Origin of the sequence: Kutzneria kofuensis (assembly GCF_014203355.1) — a bacterium.
GTDB lineage: Bacteria > Actinomycetota > Actinomycetes > Mycobacteriales > Pseudonocardiaceae > Kutzneria > Kutzneria kofuensis.
In genome coordinates this window covers 5,726,038-5,747,451 of sequence record NZ_JACHIR010000001.1, presented here as the reverse complement: position 1 = coordinate 5,747,451, position 21,414 = coordinate 5,726,038, and the positions used below count along the sequence as shown (strand labels likewise).

General features: G+C 70.8%; 22 protein-coding genes. 9 read left to right on the top strand and 13 right to left on the bottom strand.

Translation table 11 applies throughout. The features are described 5' to 3' along the window. Positions 1-6 precede the first annotated feature (6 nt). A complete protein-coding gene (locus BJ998_RS26675) occupies positions 7-1,164 on the bottom strand; it encodes an MFS transporter (RefSeq protein ID WP_312890339.1) in 1,158 nt (385 codons plus the stop codon). 164 nt (positions 1,165-1,328) lie between these two features. Between BJ998_RS26675 and BJ998_RS26670 the strand changes: the two genes are divergently transcribed. Next, positions 1,329-2,012: a FadR/GntR family transcriptional regulator gene (locus BJ998_RS26670; protein WP_184865972.1), complete on the top strand. Its 684-nt coding sequence runs from the start codon at positions 1,329-1,331 to the stop codon at positions 2,010-2,012. A gap of 71 nt (positions 2,013-2,083) precedes the next feature. Then, a complete protein-coding gene (locus tag BJ998_RS26665; protein ID WP_184865970.1) occupies positions 2,084-2,527 on the top strand; it encodes a chorismate mutase in 444 nt (147 codons plus the stop codon). A 3-nt stretch (positions 2,528-2,530) separates the two neighbouring features. Here the strand turns inward: BJ998_RS26665 and BJ998_RS26660 are convergent, their stop codons facing one another. Continuing rightward, the gene (locus BJ998_RS26660; protein ID WP_184865968.1) at positions 2,531-4,063 is read right to left on the bottom strand and encodes a cobyric acid synthase; all 1,533 of its coding nucleotides are present in this window, start codon (positions 4,061-4,063) and stop codon (positions 2,531-2,533) included. Between the two features lie 41 nt (positions 4,064-4,104). Between BJ998_RS26660 and BJ998_RS26655 the strand changes: the two genes are divergently transcribed. Next, a complete protein-coding gene (locus BJ998_RS26655) occupies positions 4,105-4,782 on the top strand; it encodes an alpha/beta fold hydrolase (protein WP_184865966.1) in 678 nt (225 codons plus the stop codon). A gap of 48 nt (positions 4,783-4,830) precedes the next feature. On the opposite strand, the gene map is transcribed toward BJ998_RS26655, so the two are convergent. Beyond that, entirely contained in the window at positions 4,831-5,688 is an 858-nt protein-coding gene (map, locus tag BJ998_RS26650; RefSeq protein WP_184865964.1) for a type I methionyl aminopeptidase, read from the bottom strand. 113 nt (positions 5,689-5,801) lie between these two features. Between map and BJ998_RS26645 the strand changes: the two genes are divergently transcribed. Next, positions 5,802-8,648 (top strand): ATP-binding protein, encoded by a 2,847-nt coding sequence (locus BJ998_RS26645; RefSeq protein ID WP_184865962.1) that lies wholly within the window; start codon positions 5,802-5,804, stop codon positions 8,646-8,648. 1 nt (position 8,649) lies between these two features. Here BJ998_RS26645 and BJ998_RS26640 read toward each other — a convergent pair whose 3' ends face one another. The 5 genes from BJ998_RS26640 to dxr all read right to left on the bottom strand — a co-directional run bounded on the left by BJ998_RS26640 (position 8,650) and on the right by dxr (position 15,231). Continuing rightward, a complete protein-coding gene (locus BJ998_RS26640) occupies positions 8,650-10,452 on the bottom strand; it encodes a penicillin-binding transpeptidase domain-containing protein (RefSeq protein ID WP_312890338.1) in 1,803 nt (600 codons plus the stop codon). Positions 10,453-10,519: 67 nt separating this feature from the next. Beyond that, positions 10,520-11,374 (bottom strand): GNAT family N-acetyltransferase, encoded by an 855-nt coding sequence (locus BJ998_RS26635; protein WP_184865960.1) that lies wholly within the window; start codon positions 11,372-11,374, stop codon positions 10,520-10,522. 130 nt (positions 11,375-11,504) lie between these two features. Further along, complete coding sequence (gene ispG / locus BJ998_RS26630; RefSeq protein WP_184865958.1) at positions 11,505-12,653, bottom strand: flavodoxin-dependent (E)-4-hydroxy-3-methylbut-2-enyl-diphosphate synthase; 1,149 nt, start codon at positions 12,651-12,653, stop codon at positions 11,505-11,507. A gap of 128 nt (positions 12,654-12,781) precedes the next feature. After that, complete coding sequence (locus tag BJ998_RS26625) at positions 12,782-14,002, bottom strand: M50 family metallopeptidase (RefSeq protein WP_184865956.1); 1,221 nt, start codon at positions 14,000-14,002, stop codon at positions 12,782-12,784. A 5-nt stretch (positions 14,003-14,007) separates the two neighbouring features. Continuing rightward, positions 14,008-15,231, bottom strand: a complete 1,224-nt coding sequence (gene dxr / locus BJ998_RS26620) for a 1-deoxy-D-xylulose-5-phosphate reductoisomerase (protein WP_376775909.1) — start codon at positions 15,229-15,231, stop codon at positions 14,008-14,010. Between the two features lie 151 nt (positions 15,232-15,382). On the opposite strand from dxr, the gene BJ998_RS26615 reads away from it, so the two are divergent. Continuing rightward, a complete protein-coding gene (locus BJ998_RS26615; RefSeq protein WP_184865952.1) occupies positions 15,383-15,649 on the top strand; it encodes a GlsB/YeaQ/YmgE family stress response membrane protein in 267 nt (88 codons plus the stop codon). A gap of 105 nt (positions 15,650-15,754) precedes the next feature. Then, a complete protein-coding gene (locus BJ998_RS26610) occupies positions 15,755-16,015 on the top strand; it encodes a DUF2631 domain-containing protein (protein ID WP_376775908.1) in 261 nt (86 codons plus the stop codon). Between the two features lie 306 nt (positions 16,016-16,321). Here BJ998_RS26610 and BJ998_RS26600 read toward each other — a convergent pair whose 3' ends face one another. Both BJ998_RS26600 and rlmN read right to left on the bottom strand, forming a co-directional pair. Further along, positions 16,322-16,504, bottom strand: coding sequence for a hypothetical protein (locus BJ998_RS26600; RefSeq protein ID WP_184869233.1), 183 nt, complete (start codon positions 16,502-16,504; stop codon positions 16,322-16,324). After that, a complete protein-coding gene (rlmN, locus tag BJ998_RS26595) occupies positions 16,501-17,607 on the bottom strand; it encodes a dual-specificity RNA methyltransferase RlmN (RefSeq protein WP_184865948.1) in 1,107 nt (368 codons plus the stop codon). Before rlmN ends, BJ998_RS26600 begins: the two co-directional genes overlap by 4 nt. Before the next feature lie 125 nt (positions 17,608-17,732). Between rlmN and BJ998_RS26590 the strand changes: the two genes are divergently transcribed. Beyond that, positions 17,733-18,392: a PadR family transcriptional regulator gene (locus tag BJ998_RS26590; RefSeq protein ID WP_184865946.1), complete on the top strand. Its 660-nt coding sequence runs from the start codon at positions 17,733-17,735 to the stop codon at positions 18,390-18,392. Here BJ998_RS26590 and BJ998_RS26585 read toward each other — a convergent pair whose 3' ends face one another. Then, positions 18,393-19,121: a class I SAM-dependent methyltransferase gene (locus BJ998_RS26585; protein ID WP_184865944.1), complete on the bottom strand. Its 729-nt coding sequence runs from the start codon at positions 19,119-19,121 to the stop codon at positions 18,393-18,395. 127 nt (positions 19,122-19,248) lie between these two features. Between BJ998_RS26585 and BJ998_RS26580 the strand changes: the two genes are divergently transcribed. After that, entirely contained in the window at positions 19,249-20,019 is a 771-nt protein-coding gene (locus BJ998_RS26580) for a VOC family protein (protein ID WP_184865942.1), read from the top strand. On the opposite strand, the gene BJ998_RS26575 is transcribed toward BJ998_RS26580, so the two are convergent. After that, positions 20,016-20,366, bottom strand: a complete 351-nt coding sequence (locus BJ998_RS26575; protein ID WP_184865940.1) for an ROK family protein — start codon at positions 20,364-20,366, stop codon at positions 20,016-20,018. The genes BJ998_RS26580 and BJ998_RS26575 overlap by 4 nt on opposite strands. Here BJ998_RS26575 and BJ998_RS26570 point away from each other — a divergent pair. Then, positions 20,334-20,606, top strand: a complete 273-nt coding sequence (locus BJ998_RS26570) for a YbiU family protein (protein ID WP_184868950.1) — start codon at positions 20,334-20,336, stop codon at positions 20,604-20,606. The two genes, BJ998_RS26575 and BJ998_RS26570, sit on opposite strands and share 33 nt — an antisense overlap. Here the strand turns inward: BJ998_RS26570 and BJ998_RS26565 are convergent. Continuing rightward, positions 20,603-21,394: a phosphatidate cytidylyltransferase gene (locus tag BJ998_RS26565; protein ID WP_246489556.1), complete on the bottom strand. Its 792-nt coding sequence runs from the start codon at positions 21,392-21,394 to the stop codon at positions 20,603-20,605. The genes BJ998_RS26570 and BJ998_RS26565 overlap by 4 nt on opposite strands. Between the last annotated feature and the right edge of the window lie 20 nt (positions 21,395-21,414).

Genomic DNA, 21,414 nt, shown 5'->3' with positions numbered 1-21,414 from the left:
CGCGGGTTAGATGTAGTGGGGACGACCGATGATGGCGCCGAGGGTGGCCTGGGCGGCGAGGATGCCGAGCACCAGGATCAGGGGGACGGTCCAGGAGCCGAGCCAGCCGTACACCAGGCCGGCGGCGAACGGGCCGCCGGCGGCGATCAGGTAGCCGAAGCCCTGGGACATGCCGGACAGCTGCGTGGTCTCCGCGGACGTGCGGGTGCGCAGCGCCATCATGGTCAGCACCACGGGGAAGATCGCCATGCCGGCGCCGAGCAGGATCGCCCACAGCAGCGGCACGAAGGCCGGCGCGAACATCAGGCCGAGCACGCCGAGCACCGGCGCCACCGTCAACCCGATCATCACGCCGGACTGGGCCCGCAGCTTGGCCGCGACGGCCGGCACGAACAGGTTGAGCGGCACCGCGATGACCATGGTGACGCCGAGCAGCACGCCGGCGGTGTCGCGGCCGATGCCGGCGTCGCGCAGGATCTCCGGCAGCCAGCCCATGATCACGTACGCGTAGATCGACTGGACCGAGAACAGCAGGGTGAACACCCACGCCATCGACACCCGCAGCAGGTTCCGGGCGGCGTGCTGGGGCTGGGCATCGGTGACGAAATCGGTGTCCTTGCGGGCGCCGAACAGCCACACCGCCAGCGCCAGCGCGGCCGGGATGGCCCACGCCGCGAGCGCGGGTCGCCAGCCGCCGGCGGCGGTCTCCAGCGGCGGGGTGACGGCGGCGGCGACGGCACTGCCGGCGGCCATGGACGAGCTGTAGAAGCCGGTGACGAGGCCGATCCGGTTCGGGAACGACTCCTTCACCACGACGGGCACCAGCACGTTGCACACGGCGATGCCGGCACAGGCGATGAACGTGCCGGCCAGCAGCAGCCCCGCTCCGGCCAGCACCCGGACGGCGAGGCCCGCGGTCAGCACGGCCAGCGCCACGGCGATGGCGGGGCCGCCGCCGATCCGGCGGGCCAGCCACGGCGACAACAGGGCCGCCAGGCCGAAGCAGATCGACGGAGCGGCGGTCACCGCGCTCGCCCATGCGGAGCCGGCGGTGAGTCCACGCTGGACGTCGCCGAGCACCGAGGACAGACTGGTCACGGAGATGCGGAGGTTGGCCGCCGCCAGCGTGACCGCAACCGCCAGCAGGGTGGTTCCGGCCAGCACGGCGTGTCGCGAGCGCGGTTTCGTTGCCGGCTCAAGCAAATGCGCTGTCTGGTTGCGTCGGATGGCACTCTGTTCGGTCGACGGAGTTCGGTCCGGCACACGGTGCTGGGTCGCCACTGTCACACTATGGCAAACATAGGATGTCCGGACGAGAGGATGACCCCGTGCCGTTGGCCACTACTCGCCGCACCGGCCTCGTGGACCAGGTGATCGAGCAGATGCGAAAGGCGATCTCGTCCGGGGAGTGGCCCGTCGGCCAGCGCATACCCGCCGAACCCGAACTGGTCAGCGCGCTCGGTGTCGGCCGCAACACGGTCCGTGAGGCGGTCCGCGCCCTCGCCCACGCCGGCCTGCTCGAGGTCCGCCAGGGCGACGGCACGTTCGTGCGCGCCACCAGCGAGCTGTCCGGCGCGGTCCGACGGCTCGTCGGCGACGAGCTACGCGAGGTGCTGGAGGTGCGCCGCACACTGGAGGTGGAGGGCGCGCGGCTGGCCGCCCGGCACCGAACAGCCGAGGACATCGCCCAGCTGGAGGCCGTGCTGGCCGAGCGCAACCAGGCCGCCGCCGAGCAGGCCTGGGAGGCGATGATCGAGCGGGACACCGCCTTCCACCTGCTGATCGTCCAGTCCTCGCACAACGCGCTGCTGACCGAGCTGCACCGCGGCCTGACCGAGGTCGTGCGGGCCAGCGTGGCCGCCACGGTGAACATCTCGCCGCGCGAGTCGGGGCAGATCTCGCACGACGGGATCCTGGACGCGGTGCGCGCAGGCGACCCGGAACGGGCCGCCTGCGAGGCCGGCACGTTCCTCGACGAGCTCCTCGAGCGGCACACCGCCGAACGGGCCTGACGAGCGAGGTCCTACGATCGGGCGCGCAAGGGCAATGATCGTGCCGAAGACCTGCTTATGTGAGGTTCTCGATGGACGTCCGCAGTACCAGCCTGTCCCGCCGGGCCGCGCTGACCGGTCTGGGTGGGGTGGCCCTGCTTGCCGCGGCGGCCTGCTCCCCGAGCAAGGAGGCGCCGTCCTCGCTGCCGGCCGGCCAGGCGCCGCCGGTGCCGACGGGCGACCCGTCCGCCTCGATCGCGGAGCAGCGCAAGATCATCGACAGCCTCGACAAGCAGATCATCGAACTGCTCAAGCAGCGCGGCGAGGCCTCCGCGACGGTGCAGAAGATCCGCACCTCGGCGGGCGGCCAGCAGACCGACCCGGCGCGTGAGCAGGAGATCATCTCCAACTACGCGACCGGCCTCGGCGCCGGCGGCGGCGACGTGGCCAAGGCGATCCTGAACGTGGACCGCGGCGCGCAGCCGAGCTCCTCGGCCGCGCCGACCAGCACGACGGCCACCTCGACCTCGCACTGACGCTCAGTCGAGCGGCGGAGCCCCCGGCGGCAGCACAGGAAGCCCACCGGGGGCTCCGCGCTCGATCAGGGCGAGCAGCGCGTCGGTGTCCATGTGCTGCTCGACCAGGTCGCCGAGCAGGTCCAGCTGGGCCGCCCGGGCGGCCGCGAAGGACGTGCCCTCGGCGGCCGTGAAGCCGTCACGGCCGGCCGTGGCCGCCGCCCAGCGCAGGAACTCCCGGCGGAAGCCGTCGTTCTCCAGCAGGCCGTGCCAGTGGGTGCCGATGACCGGCCCGGCCACCACGCCCTCGGTGTCGCCATCGGACAGTTCGATCAGCCCGTCCAGCCGGGGCCCGCGGCGCAGCACGCGACCGTGGTGGATCTCATAGCCGGTGACCGCGTGGCCGAACGCCTTGCCGGCCGGCCGGGTCAGCGTCTTGTCCGCGGCGAAGCCGATGGCCGTGTCGAGCAGGCCCAGGCCGGGCACCTCGCCCGCGCCCGACTCGACGTCGTCGGAAATGGTCCGGGCGAGCATCTGGAAGCCGCCGCAGACGCCCAGCAGCGGCAGCCCGCGCCGCACGTGCGCCCGCACCGCGTCGGCCAGGCCGGTGCGGCGCAGCCAGTCCAGATCGGACACCGTGGCCTTGGAACCGGGCAGCACGACCAGATCCGCGTCGGTCAGCCGCGACGGCTCCGTGACGAAGCGCACGGCGACGCCGGGTTCGCCGGCCAGTGCCTCCACATCGGTGGCGTTGGAGATGCGAGGCAGCCGCACAACCGCCACCCGCAGCCACTGCTCGCCCACCGGCGGGGCCGGACGGCCGATCACGCCATCGGCCACATAGGACAGCGAGTCCTCGGCGTCCAGCCACAGATCCTCACGCCACGGCAGCACGCCGTACACCGGACGGCCGGTGACACCGCGCAGTTGGCGCAGTCCCGGCTCGAGCAGCGCCGGGTCGCCGCGGAACTTGTTGACGACAAAACCGGCGATCAGCGCCTGGTCTGCCGGTTCGAGCAGCGCCAGCGTGCCGAAGAGATGAGCGAACACGCCGCCGCGGTCGATGTCGCCGACGACGACAACCGGCAGGTTCGCGGCCCGCGCGAGGCCCATGTTCGCGATATCAGTGGCCCGCAGATTGACCTCAGTGGGTGAACCTGCGCCTTCACAGATGACGATGTCGAATTCCGATCGGAGCTCCGCAAGGGCCGTTTGGGCGATCACGGAGAGCTCACGCTTGCGGTCCCGATAGGACATCGCGCTGACCTCGCCGACGGCCTTTCCGAGCACCACCACCTGTGAGCTGCGGTCGCCGCCGGGCTTGAGCAGCACCGGGTTGAACCGGACGCTCGGCTCCAGCCCGCAGGCCGCCGCCTGCAGCGCCTGCGCCCGCCCGATCTCGCCGCCCTCGACCGTCACGGCCGAGTTGTTGGACATGTTCTGCGCCTTGAACGGGGCGACACGCACGCCTCGCCGCGCCAGCCAGCGGCAGATGCCGGCGGCCAGCACGCTCTTGCCGGCATCGGATGTCGTGCCGGCGACCAGCAATGCGCCCACAGTGTCCCTCCCCGCTTCCTCGGACTGCCATCATCCTCGTCATGCCCACCGTCGTTCTCGTGCACAGTCCCTATCTCGGTCCGGCGAGCCTGCGGCCGCTGGCCGACACGCTGGCGGCGGGTGGCGTCGAGTCCTGTCTCGTCGACCTTCGGGTCACGGTGAGCGCGGCGCCGGTGCACCAGCGGCTGATCGGCGCGTTCGCCGACGCCATGGACGAGGTGGAGCTGACCGAGCCGGCCGTGCTGGTCGGGCACAGCGGCGCCGGGCCGCTGCTGCCCGCGTTCGCCGCCGAACTGGACGAGATGGTCGCCGGCCTGGTGTACGTGGACGCCGAGCTGCCCACGCCGGGCCAGAGCTTCCGGCAGCTGCAGCCGGCCCGGTTCGCCGCGCTGCGGGCGTCGGCCCGTGAGGGGCAGTTGCCGCGCTGGTCGGACTGGTTCACCCCGAACCCGTTCGCGGAGCTGGACGAGGCCCTGCGGGCGGAGATGACCGAGGAGGAGCCGGAGGTGGCCGTCGAGTTCCTCAAGGAGCAGCGGCCCTCCGCCGAGTGGGACGGCCCCAGCGGCTACCTGCTGCTGACCGAGACGTACGCCGAACATGCCGCCGCCGCACGGGAATCGGGCTGGCCGGTGCGGGAGCTGGCGTCCAACCACCTGGCCCCCGCGACCGACCCGGCCCCGGTGGCGGCCGCACTCACCGAGCTGCTGGAGATGTTGTGAAAGGACCATTCCTCTCATCCAACGAGAGGAATGGTCCCTTCCGAGCGGTCACGGCAGGGTGAGGATCTCCGCGCCGGTGTCGGTGACGACGATGGTGTGCTCGAACTGGGCGGTCCACTTGCGGTCCTTGGTGGTGACCGTCCAGTTGTCGGGCCAGATGTCGTACTCGATGGTGCCGAGGTTGATCATCGGCTCGATGGTGAAGGTCATGCCGGGCTCCAGCACGGTGGTGACGCTGGGCTCGTCGTAGTGCAGCACCACCAGGCCGCTGTGGAAGGAGCGGCCGATGCCGTGCCCGGTGAAGTCGCGGACGACGCCGTAGCCGAAGCGGTTGGCGTACGACTCGATCACCCGGCCGACCACGTTGAGCTGCCGCCCCGGCCGCACCGCCTTGATCGCGCGCATGGTCGCCTCGTGGGTGCGCTCCACCAGCAGCCGCGCCTCTTCGCTGACCTCGCCGGCGAGGAAGGTGGCGTTGCAGTCGCCGTGCACGCCGCCGATGAAGGCCGTCACGTCGATGTTGACGATGTCGCCGTCCTCGATCACCGTCGAGTCCGGGATGCCGTGGCAGATCACCTCGTTCAGCGAGGTGCAGCAGGACTTGGGGAAGTTCCGGTAGCCCAGCGTCGACGGGTAGGCGTCGTGGTCGCAGAGGAACTCGTGCACCACGGCGTCGATGTGGTCGGTGGTGACGCCGGGCCGCACCGCCTTGCCGCCCTCCTGGAGCGCCTGCGCGGCGATCCGGCCGGCGACCCGCATCGCCTCGATGATCTCCGGCGGCTGCACCCAGGGGTCGGTGTTGCGCGCGGGCGCCGGCTTGTCCACGTACTCGGGACGCGGGATGTGGTTGGGGACGGGTCGCCGGGGAGACAACTCACCGGGCTTGAGAGCGGCACGCACGGGCATGCCCATCACCCTACGACTTGCCCGCGCGGCCGGGTGTCGGCCCGGCGTTGACGGGACGTAACGGGCCGACGCCGGTGTGCGATGCATCACTCGACCGTGAGGGGGTGCCGGCCGTGGGCGGCACACGGAACGAGTACACCGGCGACAACACCGGCATGCTCATCCAGGCCGGCAGCATCGAGTACCTGCACGTGGAGCGGGCCTGCGCCCGCCCGCTCGACGTCGGCGACATCCGGGTGAAGGACGAGCTGCCGCGCACGCTCGACCTGGGGAATCCGCTGTGTCTCGGCCGCGAGAAGGAGCTGGACCGGCTGGCCGAGGCGCTTGCCGAAGGCCGGAACGTCCAGCTGTTCGGCCCGGCCGGCATCGGCAAGACCACGCTGCTCCGCCACGCCGCGCACAGGAATCTGCTCACGGTGCCGGACATGCAGGCGATCGTGTGGACGGCGTCGCTGCTGCCCGACGCCGACGAGATCCTGCGCGCGGTGCTGGACGCCTGCTGCGACTTCCCGGCGGACCGCCCGATCCCGTCGACCGTGCTGCGGCAGGCCATGACCGGTCTCCGGGCGCTCGTGATCATCGAGAATCCGCGCTGCCCGGCCGCCGAGCTGGCCGCGGTGCTGGGGGCCATGCCGCGCAGCGTGTTCGTCGTCGCGACGGACCGGTCCGACCTTCGTGGCGGCCGCGACGTCCGGGTGCTGCTGGCGGGGCTTCCGGTGAAGGCGAGCCGGGAGCTGCTGCGGTCGCGATTCGACCAGCGCCTGCCGGCCGCGGTGCGCCAGCAGGTCACCGAGCTGTGCGCCGGCTACGGCCAGCACCCGGGCAAGGTCGCGTTGCTCGGCGACTACCTGGCCCAGGCCAGGCAGCAGAACACACTGCCGGAGGGCCTCGGTCCCGATGAGACCAAGGTGATCGTGCCGCGCTTGATCGGCTGGCTGGCCGAGCACCCCCGCGCCGCCGTGCTCACGCTTGCCGCACTGGAGAACACGGAATGGGGCTGGCCGCTCCTCGCGACGGTCGCCGAGATTCCGACGCAAGCAACCGTGGAAACCTTGCGGGGCACGACGTTGCTGGCCGAGGGCGAGCGTTTCCGGTTGGCCGCCGGCATTGCCGGGCTGATCCCCGCGGAGCTCCGGCTCGACGTCGAGGCCGTCACCGGGCGGATCACGTCCTGGGTGACGGAAACCGTTGACGCGCAACAGGTCGCCGCCGAGATCATGGTGATCGAGCAGGCGCTGCAAGCGAATCTGGACGCCGACCGCCACGATGTCGCGCTGGCGCTGGCCCGGGCCGCGGCGACGAAGCTGGTGTCGGCCCGGCACTGGGGCGCCTGGGGTCGGGTGCTGGCGCTAGGGCTGCAGGCCGCGCTCGGCGCGGACTCGGTGCGCGACCAGGTGTACTTCCGGTACTCGATCGCCGCCCGCAAGTACGCCGACGGGAAGGTGGAAGAGGCGTTCGAGCTGGTCGTGGCGCTGATGAGCGACGGGCTGGACACCGTCGACGACGTCGCGGCGGACCGGATCCGCCGGCTGGCCGACCAGGTCGGCTACCGTGGCGACGCGCCGACCGAGCAGGTGACCGGCCTGCTGGGGCTGCTCCGGCAGGCGCAAGTGGCCGCGATGAAGGTGCCGGCCCCGGTGCAGCAGTTCGTGGTCAGCCATCCGCAGGTGTTACGGGTGGCGGGCGCGATCAGCCTGGTGTCGGCGCTCGTCGCGGCCTTGCTGACGTCGTCGTCGCATCCGCCGACCACGGCGGCCGAGCCGAATCCGGGGCAGCCGGTCGTCGTCGACACGACAACACCCGGATCGTCGCCGACAACGGGATTCCCCGGCGGGCCGACGACCACCGGCGCTTCGACAACAGCCGGTGCCACGCCGATCGGCGACCCGATCACGAGCGGTGGTCGGCCCGGGCCGACCACCGGCAACGGCAACGGCGGCGGCCCGGGCCCACAGTCCCCTCCCCCGACCACGCTCAGCTGGGGCTTCGCCCGGGACGACCACCGCCGCACGGACGGGCAGCCGGACGACCTCACCGCCTACGACCCCGCCACCCCCAACTACCAGGCCAACTGGACCTGGGGTATCTGGATGATGCAGTCACCGCCGTCGGCGGAACACCCGACGGGCACCCGCCTCGGCACCGGGCGGCAGCGGATCCGCATGCCACTGGCCGGAACACCGGGCGGCACCGTGACCGTCACCGCCCTTGACACCGGCGCGACCGGCAGCTACTGCCAGCCTGAACAGTGGCGTCAGGACGGTGCCGCCGAGATCGTCGACGTCCGCTGCTTCACCAGGACCGGCGCGGTGAGCGACGTGCCGTTCCTGGTGTTCTTCGCCGCCGGCAGCGGCGCCAACCCGATCGCCGCTCCCGGCACGCGCTCTTACGTCGTCGACGACCAGCCCGGCGCCACCGCCTTCGCCCCGGACTGGCAGCACGGCCGCAATGCCGGCCAGGTGGTGCGCACCGGCGTCGGCCGCTACACGGCAGAGCTTGCCGGCGCCGCAACGGGTGTGGTCGAACTAGCCGCCATCGGCTCTGCGCCGAGGCACTGCTCGATCGCCGGCCGGCACGGCGACTCCGTGGACGTCGCCTGCGTCGACACCTCCGGCGCGGCCGCCGACACGGCATTCGCCGCGAGCGCCGCCTCCGGCCAGAACCTGTTGGACGACAACCGAAAGCTGGTCGGAGACTACGTCGTGACCGGCGGCGGGCAGTGGGGATTGGTGACTTTCTCCCGCACGGCAACCGGGAAGTACACCGCCCGGCTCGGAAACGGTTACTCCCCCAGCACAATGCACGTCACCGCCGAGGGGGTCGGCAACTACTGCGCGCTCACGGGCATGAACGAGACGACGCGGAACGACTCGTACGTCTACCTCGCCTGCTATGCGGCGAACGGCACGCTCACCGACACCAACCTCGACCTGCTCTACACGTCCACGCGGATCTACTGACTCACTTGACTGCCCGTAGGAAGTTGCCCGCCACCACCACGGCCGGGGACGAGCTGCCCGCGCCGACCAGCAGCACCGCGAACGCGAGGTCGCCGCGGTAGCCGACGAACCAACCGTGCGAGTTGGTGCCGTCGCCGAACTGGGCGGTGCCGGTCTTGCCGGCCACATCGGGAATGTCCCTGATGGCCTTGGCGGTTCCGTCCGTCACCACCGCGCGCATCATCTGCCGCATCGAGTCCAGCACCGGCCCCGGCACCGGCTGCTGCGCCGGCGTGTTGACCTTGGTCTCGGTGCCGCGGATCAGCGTCGGCGTCGGGATCGAGCCCTTGACCACGGTCGAGGCCACCAGCGCCATGCCGAACGGGCTGACCTGGTCCTTGCCCTGTCCGAAGCCGTCCTCGGCCCGCTCGACCGTGGACGTCGGCACCGGCACGGACCCGGTCACCGTGACCACACCCGGCACGTTGAAGTCGGCCCCGATGCCCATCTGCTTGGCCGTGTCGGCGAGCTGCTGGCTGGTCAGCTGGGTGGCGGCGATCTGGGAGAACGTCGTGTTGCAGGACTGCGCGAAGGCGGTGCGCAGCGGCACCGTGCCGAGGTCGAACTCGTTCTCGTTCGGGATCACCCGGCCGTCGATGGTGGTCTTGCCCGGGCACGGCAGCGGGCCGTCCAGCGTCACCTTGCCGGCCTCCAGCGCCGACACGCCCGTGACGATCTTGAACGTGGAGCCGGGCGGGAACTGCCCGGTCAGCGCGATCAGGCCCTGCGCGTCGGCCGGCGCGTTCTGCGCCACCGCCAGGACCTCCCCGGTCGACGGCTGCATCGCGACGATCGCCGCCGGCTGCTGCACCCCTGCGATCGCGGCCTGCGCGGCGGCCTGGATGCCGGTGCCGATCGTGGTGGTCAGCGACTTCGCCGGCTGCGGGTCCTTGCCGGCCAGGTCGGCCACGTCGTTGCCGGCCGCGTCCTTGGTCACGACCCGCCAGCCGGCCGCGCCGGCGACCTGCGTGTTGACCGCGGTCTTGATCGTGGACAGGAACTGCGGGCCGAGCGACTTGTTCTGGGCCAGCAACTGGGTCTGGGTGGCGAAGCTCACCCCGGGCAGCTCGTGGATCTGCGGCTTGACCGTCTGGTAGTCCGCGTCACGCAGGTTCACGATCGAATACGCCTGGCCGTCCGGCGTCTTGCTGGCGCCGTCGATGATCGACTGTGCGGTGATCGTGTTGTCGAACCTGTTCAACGCCGCGGCCAGCGCGGTGGCCACCGAGTTCAGGTCGCCGGCCTGCTTGCGGTCCAGCGAGATGCTGATCACCGGCGTGGGGGCGAGCAGCGGCGCGCCGTCCCGGTCCAGCACCGGGGCCGGGTCCGGCTGCAGCACGGTCAGCGCGATCGACTGCTGCGCCGACAGCTTCGGGTGCACGTCCTCGGGCTGCCAGTGCACCCGCCAGTCGCCGCTGGCCTGCGTCATGGCCAGCGAGCCCTGGTAGGTCCAGGTGCGGTCCTTGCCGAGGTTCCAGCTGGCGTTGAACGGCACGGTGGCCGTGTCGCCGCTGGGCGGCTGGGACGCGCCCGCGGTCAGCGTCACCCCGGTCGGCTTGAGCGCCGTCCTGACCTTGTCCATCAGCGCCTTCGACGCGTTCGCATCGTCGGTGAGCTGCGCCGCCGCGGCGGTGTCGCCCTTGGCGAAGTCGGCGAGGAAGTTCTTGGCGATGTCGTCCTGGCTCGGCTTCGACTCGAACAGGCCGCACGCGCTCAGCGGCAGGACCAGGGCGAACGCGACGACCAGCGGCAGCTTTCTCGGCACGGCCCGCAGTATGCCAACCGGGCCCGACAAATTCGCGTGATATGGCCGTACGGCTGCTCAGAACAACTCAGAACAACACGGTGGCGTACCGGCCGACCTCCGAGAAGCCGATCCGGCGGTAGGCCGCCCGCGCGGGCGCGTTGAACCCGTTGACGTAGAGGCTGGCCGTCCGGCCCAGCCCCCGCACGAGCCGGTCGGCGACCGCGGCGGTGCCGCTCGCGCCCAGGCCCTGGCCACGCCGGTCCGGGCGTACCCACACGCCCTGGATCTGCCCGACCTTCTCCGACAGGGCGCCGATCTCGGCCTTGTACACGACCTGGCCGCTCTCGAACCGGGCGAACGCGCGGCCGCTGGCGATCAGCTCCGCGACCCGGGCCCGGTAGCCGGCGCCGCCGTCGTCCAGCCGCGGGTCGACGCCGACCTCCTCGGTGAACATGGCCACCGCCGCCGGCAGGTAGACGTCCAGCTCGTCCGGCCGCACCGGGCGGACCAGCGGATCTGGCTTGACCGTGGGGGAACCGCCCATCGCCAGCAGCGGCTGGTGCGGGCGCACCTCGCGGGCCGGCCCCCACACCGGCTCCAACTCCTGCCACAGCCCCATCACCAGGTCGGCCGGGCCGACCAGGGAGGAGCACATCCGGTGCCGGCGCAGCGCACGGTCGGCGAAGTGCCGCAGCGCGGCGCGGTTGCCGGACAACGGGATGAGATTCGGGCCGGAGAAGCACAGGCCGGTGAGCCGGCCGTTGCGGGCGGGACGGCCCTCCATGCCCCACAGCTCGCCGCCCAGCCGCCACGGGTCCGCCCCGGCGACCTCCACGCGCGCGGCGACCATGCAGGACGCGACCGGGTCCTCGTCGAGCACGGCGCGCACCGCCGACACGTCGCGATCGTCGAGCACCCGTGCCCCGGCAAGCCTCAACACGCTTCCCAGCCTGCCAGATAACGCAGGCAACCTGCGCGCATGAGCACCCACTTAGCGGATCTTAGGCACCGGGAGGGACGACTCGGGCGGCGCCGTGCGGCGCCGCCCGAATGGTTCGCGAATCCGTGGGTCAGGAGGCCGTGACGACCGGCGAGGCGCCGTCGACGGGCTCCATGTCCTCGGCGATGCGCATGGCCTCTTCGATCAGGGTCTCGACGATCTGGTGCTCCGGCACCGTCTTGACGACCTGCCCCTTGACGAAGATCTGCCCCTTGCCGTTGCCCGAGGCCACCCCCAGATCGGCCTCCCGGGCCTCACCGGGCCCGTTGACCACGCACCCCATCACCGCCACCCGCAGCGGCACCTCCATGCCCTCCAGGCCGGCGGTGACCTCCTCGGCCAACTTGTACACATCCACCTGCGCCCGACCACACGACGGGCACGACACGATCTCCAGCTTGCGCGGACGCAGGTTCAGCGACTGCAGGATCTGCGTGCCGACCTTGATCTCCTCCACCGGCGGCGCCGACAGCGACACCCGGATCGTGTCCCCGATGCCCTGCCGCAGCAGCGCCCCGAACGCCACCGCCGACTTGATCGTGCCCTGAAACGCCGGACCGGCCTCGGTCACACCCAGGTGCAGCGGATAGTCACACGACTCCGCCAACAGCTCGTAGGCCCGGACCATGACCACCGGGTCGTTGTGCTTGACCGAGATCTTGATGTCGTGGAAGTCATGCTCGGCGAACAGCGATGCCTCCCACAGCGCCGACTCCACCAGCGCCTCCGGCGTGGCCTTGCCGTGCTTCTGCAACAGCCGCGGGTCCAGCGAACCGGCGTTGACACCGATCCGGATCGGCGTGCCATGGTCCTTGGCCGCCTGCGCGATCTCCCGGACCTTGTCGTCGAACTTCTTGATGTTGCCCGGATTCACCCGCACCGCGGCGCAGCCGGCCTCGATCGCGGCGAACACGTACTTGGGCTGGAAGTGGATGTCGGCGATCACCGGGATCTGCGACTTGCGCGCGATCGCCGGCAGCGCGTCCGCGTCGTCCTGCGACGGGCAGGCCACGCGCACGATGTCGCAGCCGGCCGCGGTCAGCTCCGCGATCTGCTGCAGGGTGGCGTTGACGTCGGCGGTGAGCGTGGTGGTCATGGACTGGACCGAGACGGGGTAGTCACTGCCGACGCCGACCGAGCCGACGTGCAGCTGCCGGGTCCGCCGCCGCTCGCTCAGTACGGGAGGAGGCGTCGCAGGCATACCAAGGCTGACAACCATGCTGATCCATTCAGATCGACGGGGCCTTCTACCTCTCCAACTTACCGTCTGAACGGTCCAGGACGCGCACCGCCGCTACGTGACGCAACGAACCATCACGCTGCGTCATCCCCTGTTCGACCCAGCGTTCACCCCAGCTTGATGGGGTTCACGATGTCGGCCGTGATGGCCAACAGGGTGTACGCGCCACCCAACAACACCAACAGGTACGTCAGCGGCAACAACTTCACGTAGTCGACCGGCGCGCCCGCCGGCTTGCCCCGCCACTTGCGCACGGCGTCACGCACCCGCTCGTACAGGTTGACCGCGATGTGCCCGCCGTCCAGCGGCAGCAGCGGCAGCAGGTTGAACACGCCGACGAAGAAGTTCAGGTTCGCGAGCAGGATCACGAAGAACCACCACAGCCCGCGGTCGGCCGCCTGGCCGCCGATCAGGCTCGCGCCGACCACGCTGACCGGGGCGTCCGCGTCGCGCTGGCCGCCGGCGATGGCGGTGAGCAGCGCCGGGATCTTCGTCGGCAGCGCCTTCAGGCCGTCCCACACGGCCCCGAACATCTGGCCGGTGAACACACCGGTCGCGCCGAACGCGGCGATCGGGCCGTAGCTGATGGTGGCCGACGGCGACATGCCGATCGCGCCCACCGGCCCGGTCTTGTCGTTGGGGCCCAGCGGCTTGGTCGGGTCCAGGATGCGCTGCACCGTGGCCACGTCCACGCTCAGCGTCAGCTGCCTGCCGTCCCGCTCGACCACGAAGGGCGTGGGGCCCTTGGCGTCGCGGGTGATGGTCACCATGTCGTTGTAGGTCGGCGTGGGCTTGCCGGCGACCGACAGGATCCGGTCGCCGGGCTGCAGGCCGGCCGCCTTGGCCGGAGCCGGGTCGGACGCCGTGCAGGGGCTGTACTTGCCGGTGACCGGGTCCTGCGTGGCCTGCGCGCACTGGCTGATCTCGCCGGCGATCGGCAGGTTCTGCGTGTTGGGCAGGCCCAGCGAGATGGCGGCGACGTAGATGATGAGCAGGCCGAGGATGAAGTGCGTGATCGAGCCCGCGGACAGCACGATGACCCGCTTCCAGGTCTTCTGCCGGTAGAAGGCGCGGGGCGCGTCCTCCGGCGCGACCTCGTCCAGCGCGGTCATGCCCACGATCTCGCAGAACCCGCCGGCCGGAATGACCTTGAGCCCGTACTCCGTCTCGCCACGGCGGAACGACCAGATCTTCGGCCCGAAGCCGATGAAGTACCTGGTCACCTTCATGCCGAAGGCCTTGGCCGTCAGCAGGTGGCCGAACTCGTGCAGGGCGACGGAGATCCCGATGCCCAACGCGAACAGCACCACACCCAGGACGTTGACCACCGTTGTTAGTCCCTTCCCGAACCGACCGGCCGTGCGACCAGTTCGCGCGCTCGCGCGCGGGCCCAGTCCTCGGCGGCCAGCACCTCGGCCACATCGGCGGGTTCCCCGCGCCACTGGTCGGCTTCGGTGAGCACCCGGTCAACAGTGTCCACGATGGAGGTGAAGGCAGCGTTGCCCGACAGGAAGGCGGCGACCGCCTCCTCGTTGGAAGCGTTGTAGACCGCCGGCAGGCAGCCGCCGGCCGAACCGGCCGAGCGGGCCAGTTCCACCGACGGGAACGTCTCGTTGTCCAGCGGCTCGAACGTCCAGCTGGCCGCCTTCGACCAGTCGCAGGCCTTCGCCGCGCCCGGGATCCGGGACGGCCAGCCCAGGGCCAGCGAGATCGGCAGCCGCATGTCCGGCGGGCTGGCCTGGGCCAGCGTCGAGCCGTCCACGAACGTCACCATCGAGTGAATGATGGACTGCGGGTGCACCACCACGTCGATGCGGTCGTAGGGCACGTCGAACAGCAGGTGGGCCTCGATCAGCTCCAGGCCCTTGTTGACCAGGGTGGCCGAGTTGATGGTGATCAGCGGGCCCATCGACCAGGTCGGGTGGGCCATCGCGTTCTCGACCGTCACATCGGCCAGGTCGCTTCGCTTCCTGCCGCGGAACGGGCCGCCCGACGCCGTCAGGACGAGGCGGGCCACTTCCTCCTCGGTGCCGCCGCGCAGGCACTGGGCCAGCGCCGAGTGCTCGGAGTCCACCGACACCAGCTGGCCCGGCTTGGCCGCCTTGAGCACCAGCGGGCCGCCCGCGATCAGCGACTCCTTGTTGGCCAGCGCCAGGCGGGCGTCCGTCGCCAGTGCCTTGAGGGACGGCCGCAGGCCCTGCGAGCCCGGCAGGCCGTTGAGCACCACGTCCGCCGGGGTGGAGTCGATCAGCTCCTCGTTCGCCTCCGGGCCGGCCAGGATGCGGGGCAGCCGGAAGTCGCCCTGGCTGTAGCCGCGGCGCTGGGCCTCGGCGTAGAGGGCGAGCTGGAGGTCCTCCACCGCCGTCGCCCGGGTCAGCGCCACCGCCTCGACCTCGTGGTCGAGGGCCTGGCGGGCGAGCAGGGCCGGGTCGGAGCCGCCGGCGGAGATGCCGGCGAGGCGGAAGCGGTCTCGGTTGGCGGCGATGACGTCAAGGGCCTGGGTGCCGATCGACCCGGTCGAGCCGAGCACGAGCACCCGCGGGTTCGCGGTGTCCATCGCCGTCATTCTCGCCGATCCGCAGGGGTCTCGGACAGCACCGTCGAATGATAACGAGTTGGTAAAAGGTGCGTGATGATCGACCGGTGGGGTACATCAGTGTCCGAGCGCGGGCCGGACACGCCGGCCCGTCGAAAGGAGCGTGACCCCTGTGGGCATCATCGCGTGGATCGTGCTCGGATTGATTGTCGGCATCATCGCCAAGGCGATCATGCCCGGCCGCGACGGCGGCGGCATCATCCTGACCGCGGTGCTCGGAATCGTCGGCGGCTTCCTCGGCGGCATCATCGGCAAGGCGATCTTCGGAGTCGACCTCGGCGGCTTCTTCGACCTGCGCACATGGCTGCTCGCGATCCTCGGCGCCGTCATCGTGCTGGCCATCTTCCGGCTGGTGACGGGCCGCAAGGCACGCACGTAGGCCGTTCCCGGACGTGGCGCCCGGGCGGCCACCCACCCGGGCGCCATGTCACCCCCGTATGCGACCATGAGGCCGTTGGGATCCCTAGTCAGACCAGGAGCGATCGTGGCGTCCTCGGAGTTGGAGAAGCGTCCGGCCAGCGTCGTCGACCCGCACGACGAGCCGTCGGTTGAGTGGGGCTGGCACGGCACCTTCCCCAAGGCCACCCGCATCGCCGGCTGGCTCACCGCCATCGCCCTGCTGCTGATGCTGATCGGCAACCACCGCGGCCACATCGAGGACATCTACCTCATCGGCACCGCCGCGGCCATCGTGCTCGCCCTGATCTGGGACCGCATCCGCAGCCGCACCGCTTGGCGCCGCTGACCACAGCCTCGACCCGAGAGCCGCGTCCCACGTGGGCGCGGCTCTCGTGTGTCCACCCGAACCCGCGTTGGGGTCGACTCAGGTGTTGCTCCCTCAGAGTCCGAGTACTCGACGCAGCCCTGCGTCCACATCCCGCATCAGGACCAGCTGCACGTCGCCGACCCGACCCGACAGGTCGTCCTTGTTCAGGGTCACCAACGCCGTCACGTCGACCACCGAGTCTCGGTCACCAGGCGACGGGCGTTGTAGGGATCAGCCTCGACGACGATCACCGGGCGACACTGGGCTGGCCGCGACCCTTCAGCCTCACTCAGATCCGCCCACGCGCCGGCCCACGCTGACCGCGGCCGCCGCCGAGTCGTCATCGTCACCGATGAGGTCGAGCGCCGCGTTGATCTCGTTGGTCAGCGGTTCTTGTTCCAGGTGCTCCAGATGGAAGCGTGCCGCGCGTGCATAGAACTCCGAGCGTGTGACACCTAGCCGGTTCACCCTTCGGCGGCGAGCTGGCCGCAGGCAGCGGCGATCTCCTGGCCACGTGTGTCGCGGACGGTGCACTCCACGCCCTGAGCCTTGACCCGCTGCACGAACTCGTCCTGCACGGGTTTCGGCGAGGCATCCCACTTCGAGCCTGGCGTCGGGTTCAGCGGGATCAGGTTGACGTGCGCGTACTGGCCGAGATGCTTGTGCAGCTTCTTGCCCAGCATGTCGGCCCGCCACGGCTGGTCATTGACGTCCCTGATCAGCGCGTACTCGATCGACACCCGCCGACCGGTCTTGTCGGCGTAGCCGCGAGCGGCCTGCAGGACCTCGGATACTTTCCACCGCGTGTTCACGGGCACGAGAGTGTCGCGGAGCTCGTCATCGGGGGTGTGCAGTGACACGGCCAGCCGGACGTGCAGCCCCTCCTCGGTCAACTTCCGGATCGCCGGGACCAGACCGACCGTCGACACAGTCACCGACCGCTGCGAGATACCCAGGCCGTCCGGCGCGGGGTCGCAGATCCGGTGCACGGCGTCGATGACCCGCTTGTAGTTGGCGAGCGGCTCACCCATGCCCATGAAGACGATGTTCGACAGGCGGCCGGGACCACCGGGCAGCTCGCCGTCGCGCATCGCCGCGGCGGCGGCCCGAACCTGGTCGACGATCTCGGCGGTGGACAGGTTGCGGGTCAGCCCGCCCTGCCCGGTGGCACAGAACGGGCAGGCCATGCCGCAGCCGGCCTGGCTGGAGATACAGAGGGTTGCCCGGTCGGGATAGCGCATGAGCACGCTCTCCAGCAGCGTGCCGTCGTGCGCCCGCCACAGCGTCTTGCGGGTGGTGCCGTCGTCGCAGCTGAGCTTGCGCACCTCGGTGAGCAGGCTCGGCATCAGCTGGCCGACCAGCCGCTCCCGGGTCGCGGCCGGGATGTCGGTCATCGCGTCCGGGTCGACGGTCAGCCGGGAGAAGTAGTGGTTGGACAGCTGCTTCGCGCGGAACGGCTTCTCCCCCAGGTCGGCGACGGCCTGGGCGCGTTCGGCCGCGGACATGTCGGCCAGGTGCCGGGGCGGCATGGCACGGCGAGGGGCATCGAAGACAAGGGGGAGCGCAGTCATAACCCATCCATTCTCCCACGCCAGCGGACGTGACACGGGTCACACTATCGGCCGTTGTATCGCGATATGTCAACGATATATCGTTAGCAACGTCAGAACGACACACGACCCGAAGGGAGCGCATCATGCGCAGCCACAACCACCCCCACTTCCAGTCCCGTTTCCAGCACGGCCACGACTTCGGCACGCTGCCGGGCTTCCCGCACCACACCCCGCCCCGCCCGCCGGAACCGCCGATGGGCCCGATGCCCTTCGCGGCCGGCGGCCCCTGGCCGGGGGCGCTCAGCGCGATGGCCGGCTTCCGCGGCGGTCGCCGTGGCGGCCGGCGACAACGTCGCGGCAACGTCCGCGCGGCGGTGCTCGCCCTGCTCGCGGAGCGTCCGATGCACGGCTACGAGATGATCCAGGAGCTCGGCGAGCGCACCAACGGCGTCTGGCGGCCCAGCCCCGGCTCGGTCTACCCGACGCTGCAGATGCTCGACGACGAGGGCCTGATCGTCGGCGACGCCGCCAGCGGCAAGAAGCTGTTCACCCTCACTGAGTCCGGCCGGGCCGAGGCGGCCAAGCTGGGCGAGGCCAAGCCCTGGGCCGACGCGGTCGGCGAGGCCGACGAGGTCCGCGAGCTGCACACGGCCCTGCGCCAGCTGTTCATGGCCGTGGAGCAGATCACCCAGGCCGGCACCGAGGACCAGAAGTCCCGCGCCGTCGACGCGATCAACGAGGCCAAGCGGCGGATCTACGGCCTGCTGGCCGAGGACGTCGACGCCGATGACGACGGCGAGTGATCACGAGGGCAGGATGATCCCGGTCGGCTTCCGGCGCACATGCAGCCGGTAGCCGACCGGGATCTCCGTGCCGGCCGTCTCGGCGATGGCCCGTTCGGCCACCTTCGCCGAGAACTCGATGCGCAGCACGGCTTCCAGGTCGGCGCGGCGCTCGAACCGCCACGTCGTGCGGACATGCCGGGTGCTGAAGCCCTGCTCGTCGAAGAACCGTTGCACTGCAACGGGATCGTAGCCACGGACGTCGTCGCACAGCCATCGTCCGTACGGCGGCGCGGCGCCGTCGAGATCGACGATCGCCAGCGCGCCACCGGGCCGTAGCACCCGATCCGTCTCCATCAGCCCGGGTTCACAGCCGGGCCCGAAGAAGTACGCGGTCCGCGCGTGCACCAGATCCGCGCAGCCGTCCGGGAGCGGCAGCCGCTGCGCACCGCCCTCCAGCACGCGGATGTTGTCGGCGTCGTGCGTGCGCGCCTTGGCCCGCTCCACCAGCGGCGGATGCGGCTCCACGCCCGTGACGCTTGCCGCATCCGTCGCGAACACCGACAGGTGGAATCCGTCGCCGCAGCCGACGTCGACGACGTCCTGTCCGACCCAGTCGCACTCGGCCCGCAGCGCCCGCCAGATCTCGCCGGTGCTGTCCTGGGCGCGGTTCTCCACCGCGTACAGCTCGGGCCACTGCCAGATGTTGGGGCTGGGAAGCACGTGCACGGCCGTCAGTCTGGCCCTCATCCGCGCCGCTAGCTGCGGCACCCATGCCATTCCCATGGTGACAAGCCAATCATGTGGCGGCTTGCCACGGGGATGATGCTGCGTTGACCATTGACTACACGCCGTGAACACGCGAGGAGGTGCCCTCATGACGCACACCAACGGCATCCTCCCCGGACGGCCCTGCTGGGTAAGCCTCGACAGCACCGATCCGCCGGCCAGCCGCGACTTCTACGCCGCGCTGCTCGGCTGGCGGTACACAGTGGACCGACGCGGCGGCGCGCTCGCGCACGTCGGCCGGGACGAGGTGGCCGCGGGCATCGATCCCGGGCGACGCCACGAATGGCGGCTGCACCTGGCCATCCGCAATCCGTGGATCGCCTCGGAACGGGTGCGCCAGCACGGGGGCCGCGTCGTGCGTGGCCCCCTGGAGGGGCGCACCGTGATCGCCGAGGATCCCAGCGGCGGCGTGATCGCGTTGAGCGCGCCGATGCCGGATGTCACGCTGGCGTACGGACTTCCGGGCTGCTTCGAGTGGGCGGACCTGAACACCCGCGACGGCCACCTGGCGGACAAGTTCTTCCGCGGCCTGTTCGGCTACAGCCAGGGCCAGGTCGGTGACGGCGTCGATCTGGACTACACCGTGTGGTGGCTGAACGGCGCGGCGGTGCTCGGCCGCTATCGGATGGACGCCGAGTTCCCGGCGGACACGCCGCCGCACTGGATGGTGTTCTTTCGTGTCACCGACACGGACGAGGCGGCGAACTGCGTGCGCCGGCTGGCGGGAACGGTTGTGGTGGAACCGTTCGACTCCGCCTACGGGCGCGTGGCCGTGCTGACCGATCCGCAGGGCGCGACCTTCTCGGTGATCGAGCCGCACGAGGAGGAAGAGGAGCCGGTCGACCCGTACGACGACTAGGCCAGCAACTGGCCCCGACCGTGATCGACGGCCCAGGCCAAGGCGCCCCGCATCGGCGCGGCGTCGCCGAATTCGCCGGCCGCCACGCGGACCGCGGCCGGCGTCGCGCCGTCCTGCGCGGCCCGGATGTGCGGCAGGATGTCGGGATGGCCGCCCAGCGGGCCGCCGAACAGCACCAGTTCGGGGTCGAACACCGTGCACGCCGAGGCGACCGCCCGGCCGATCGCGGCGCCGAACTCCGACTTGCGATCACCGGCGAGCACGGTCGGCACGTCGATCGCCGGCGGCGTGCCGAAACCCTGGCGTAGCAAGGCATCCGTCAGCCCGGCGACACGGTCTGGTGGCACTGCGACGTCATCCACTCCGTCGCCGACGTCAGCGACCAGGAGCGCTGGGGCAACGTCATGTACATCCCCGCTGCCCCGCTGTGCGCCAAGAACGCCCGCTTCGCCGCCGACTGCGGCCGTCATTTCCTGGCCGGCACCAGCCCCGGCGACTTCGCCGCGGAGAACTACGAGGCTCACTGGCCGGACCGCGCCACCCTCGCCGACCTCACTTCGACCGGCCGCGCCCAACTCGGCCTTTAGGCGGGGATGAACAGCCGGAGCAGCAGCCAGGCGACGACGGCCGACGGCAGCAGCGAATCCATTCGGTCCATCAGCCCGCCGTGCCCGGGCAGCAGGTTGCCCATGTCCTTGATGCCCAGGTCCCGCTTGATCAGCGACTCGACCAGGTCACCGACCGTGGACGTGATCACCAGAGCCGCGCCGAGCAGCACGCCCTGCCACCACTGGCCGTGCAGCAGCAGTGTGACGGAAAGCGCGCCGCCGACGGTGCCGGTGATCATGGAGCCGGCGAAGCCCTCCCAGGACTTCTTCGGGCTGATCAGCGGGGCCATCGGGTGCTTGCCGAACAGCACACCGGCCGCGTAGCCGCCGGTGTCGGAGCAGACGACGCCGATCAGGAAGCACAGGATCCGGTACACGCCGTCAGCCGGCACCACGAGCATGGCGGCGAACGACGCGAACAGCGGCACATAGGCGGCGACGAAGATCGAACTGGTCACGTCCCGCACGTAGCCGGACACGCCGTCCCGGAACCGCCAGATCAGGCAGCCCAGGATCGTCACCACGAACGCCGCGAGCAGACCAACCCGTTCGAACGGCCAGGACAGCCACACCATGGCCTGCCCGCCGACGAGCACCGGCACCAGCGCGACGTTGATGCCGCCGGCCCGACGCAGCGCGCCGGCCAGCTCGAACGTGGAGATCGCGACCGCGATGGCCACGATCCCCACGAACGCCTGGGGCACGGTGAACAGGCACGTCAGGACGACAGCGCCCAACCCGCACCCGACCGCGACCGCGGCCCACAGGTTGCGGCCCGCCCGCGAGG

Coding starts and splice junctions, on each gene's coding strand:
- BJ998_RS26665 (WP_184865970.1), top strand. CDS start 2,084: ATGGACGTCCGCAGTACCAGCCTGTCCCGCCGGGCCGCGCTGACCGGT.
- BJ998_RS26655 (WP_184865966.1), top strand. CDS start 4,105: ATGCCCACCGTCGTTCTCGTGCACAGTCCCTATCTCGGTCCGGCGAGC.
- map (WP_184865964.1), bottom strand. CDS start 5,688: ATGCCCGTGCGTGCCGCTCTCAAGCCCGGTGAGTTGTCTCCCCGGCGA.
- ispG (WP_184865958.1), bottom strand. CDS start 12,653: ATGGTTGTCAGCCTTGGTATGCCTGCGACGCCTCCTCCCGTACTGAGC.
- dxr (WP_376775909.1), bottom strand. CDS start 15,231: ATGGACACCGCGAACCCGCGGGTGCTCGTGCTCGGCTCGACCGGGTCG.
- rlmN (WP_184865948.1), bottom strand. CDS start 17,607: ATGACTGCGCTCCCCCTTGTCTTCGATGCCCCTCGCCGTGCCATGCCG.
- BJ998_RS26590 (WP_184865946.1), top strand. CDS start 17,733: ATGCGCAGCCACAACCACCCCCACTTCCAGTCCCGTTTCCAGCACGGC.
- BJ998_RS26585 (WP_184865944.1), bottom strand. CDS start 19,121: ATGAGGGCCAGACTGACGGCCGTGCACGTGCTTCCCAGCCCCAACATC.
- BJ998_RS26580 (WP_184865942.1), top strand. CDS start 19,249: ATGACGCACACCAACGGCATCCTCCCCGGACGGCCCTGCTGGGTAAGC.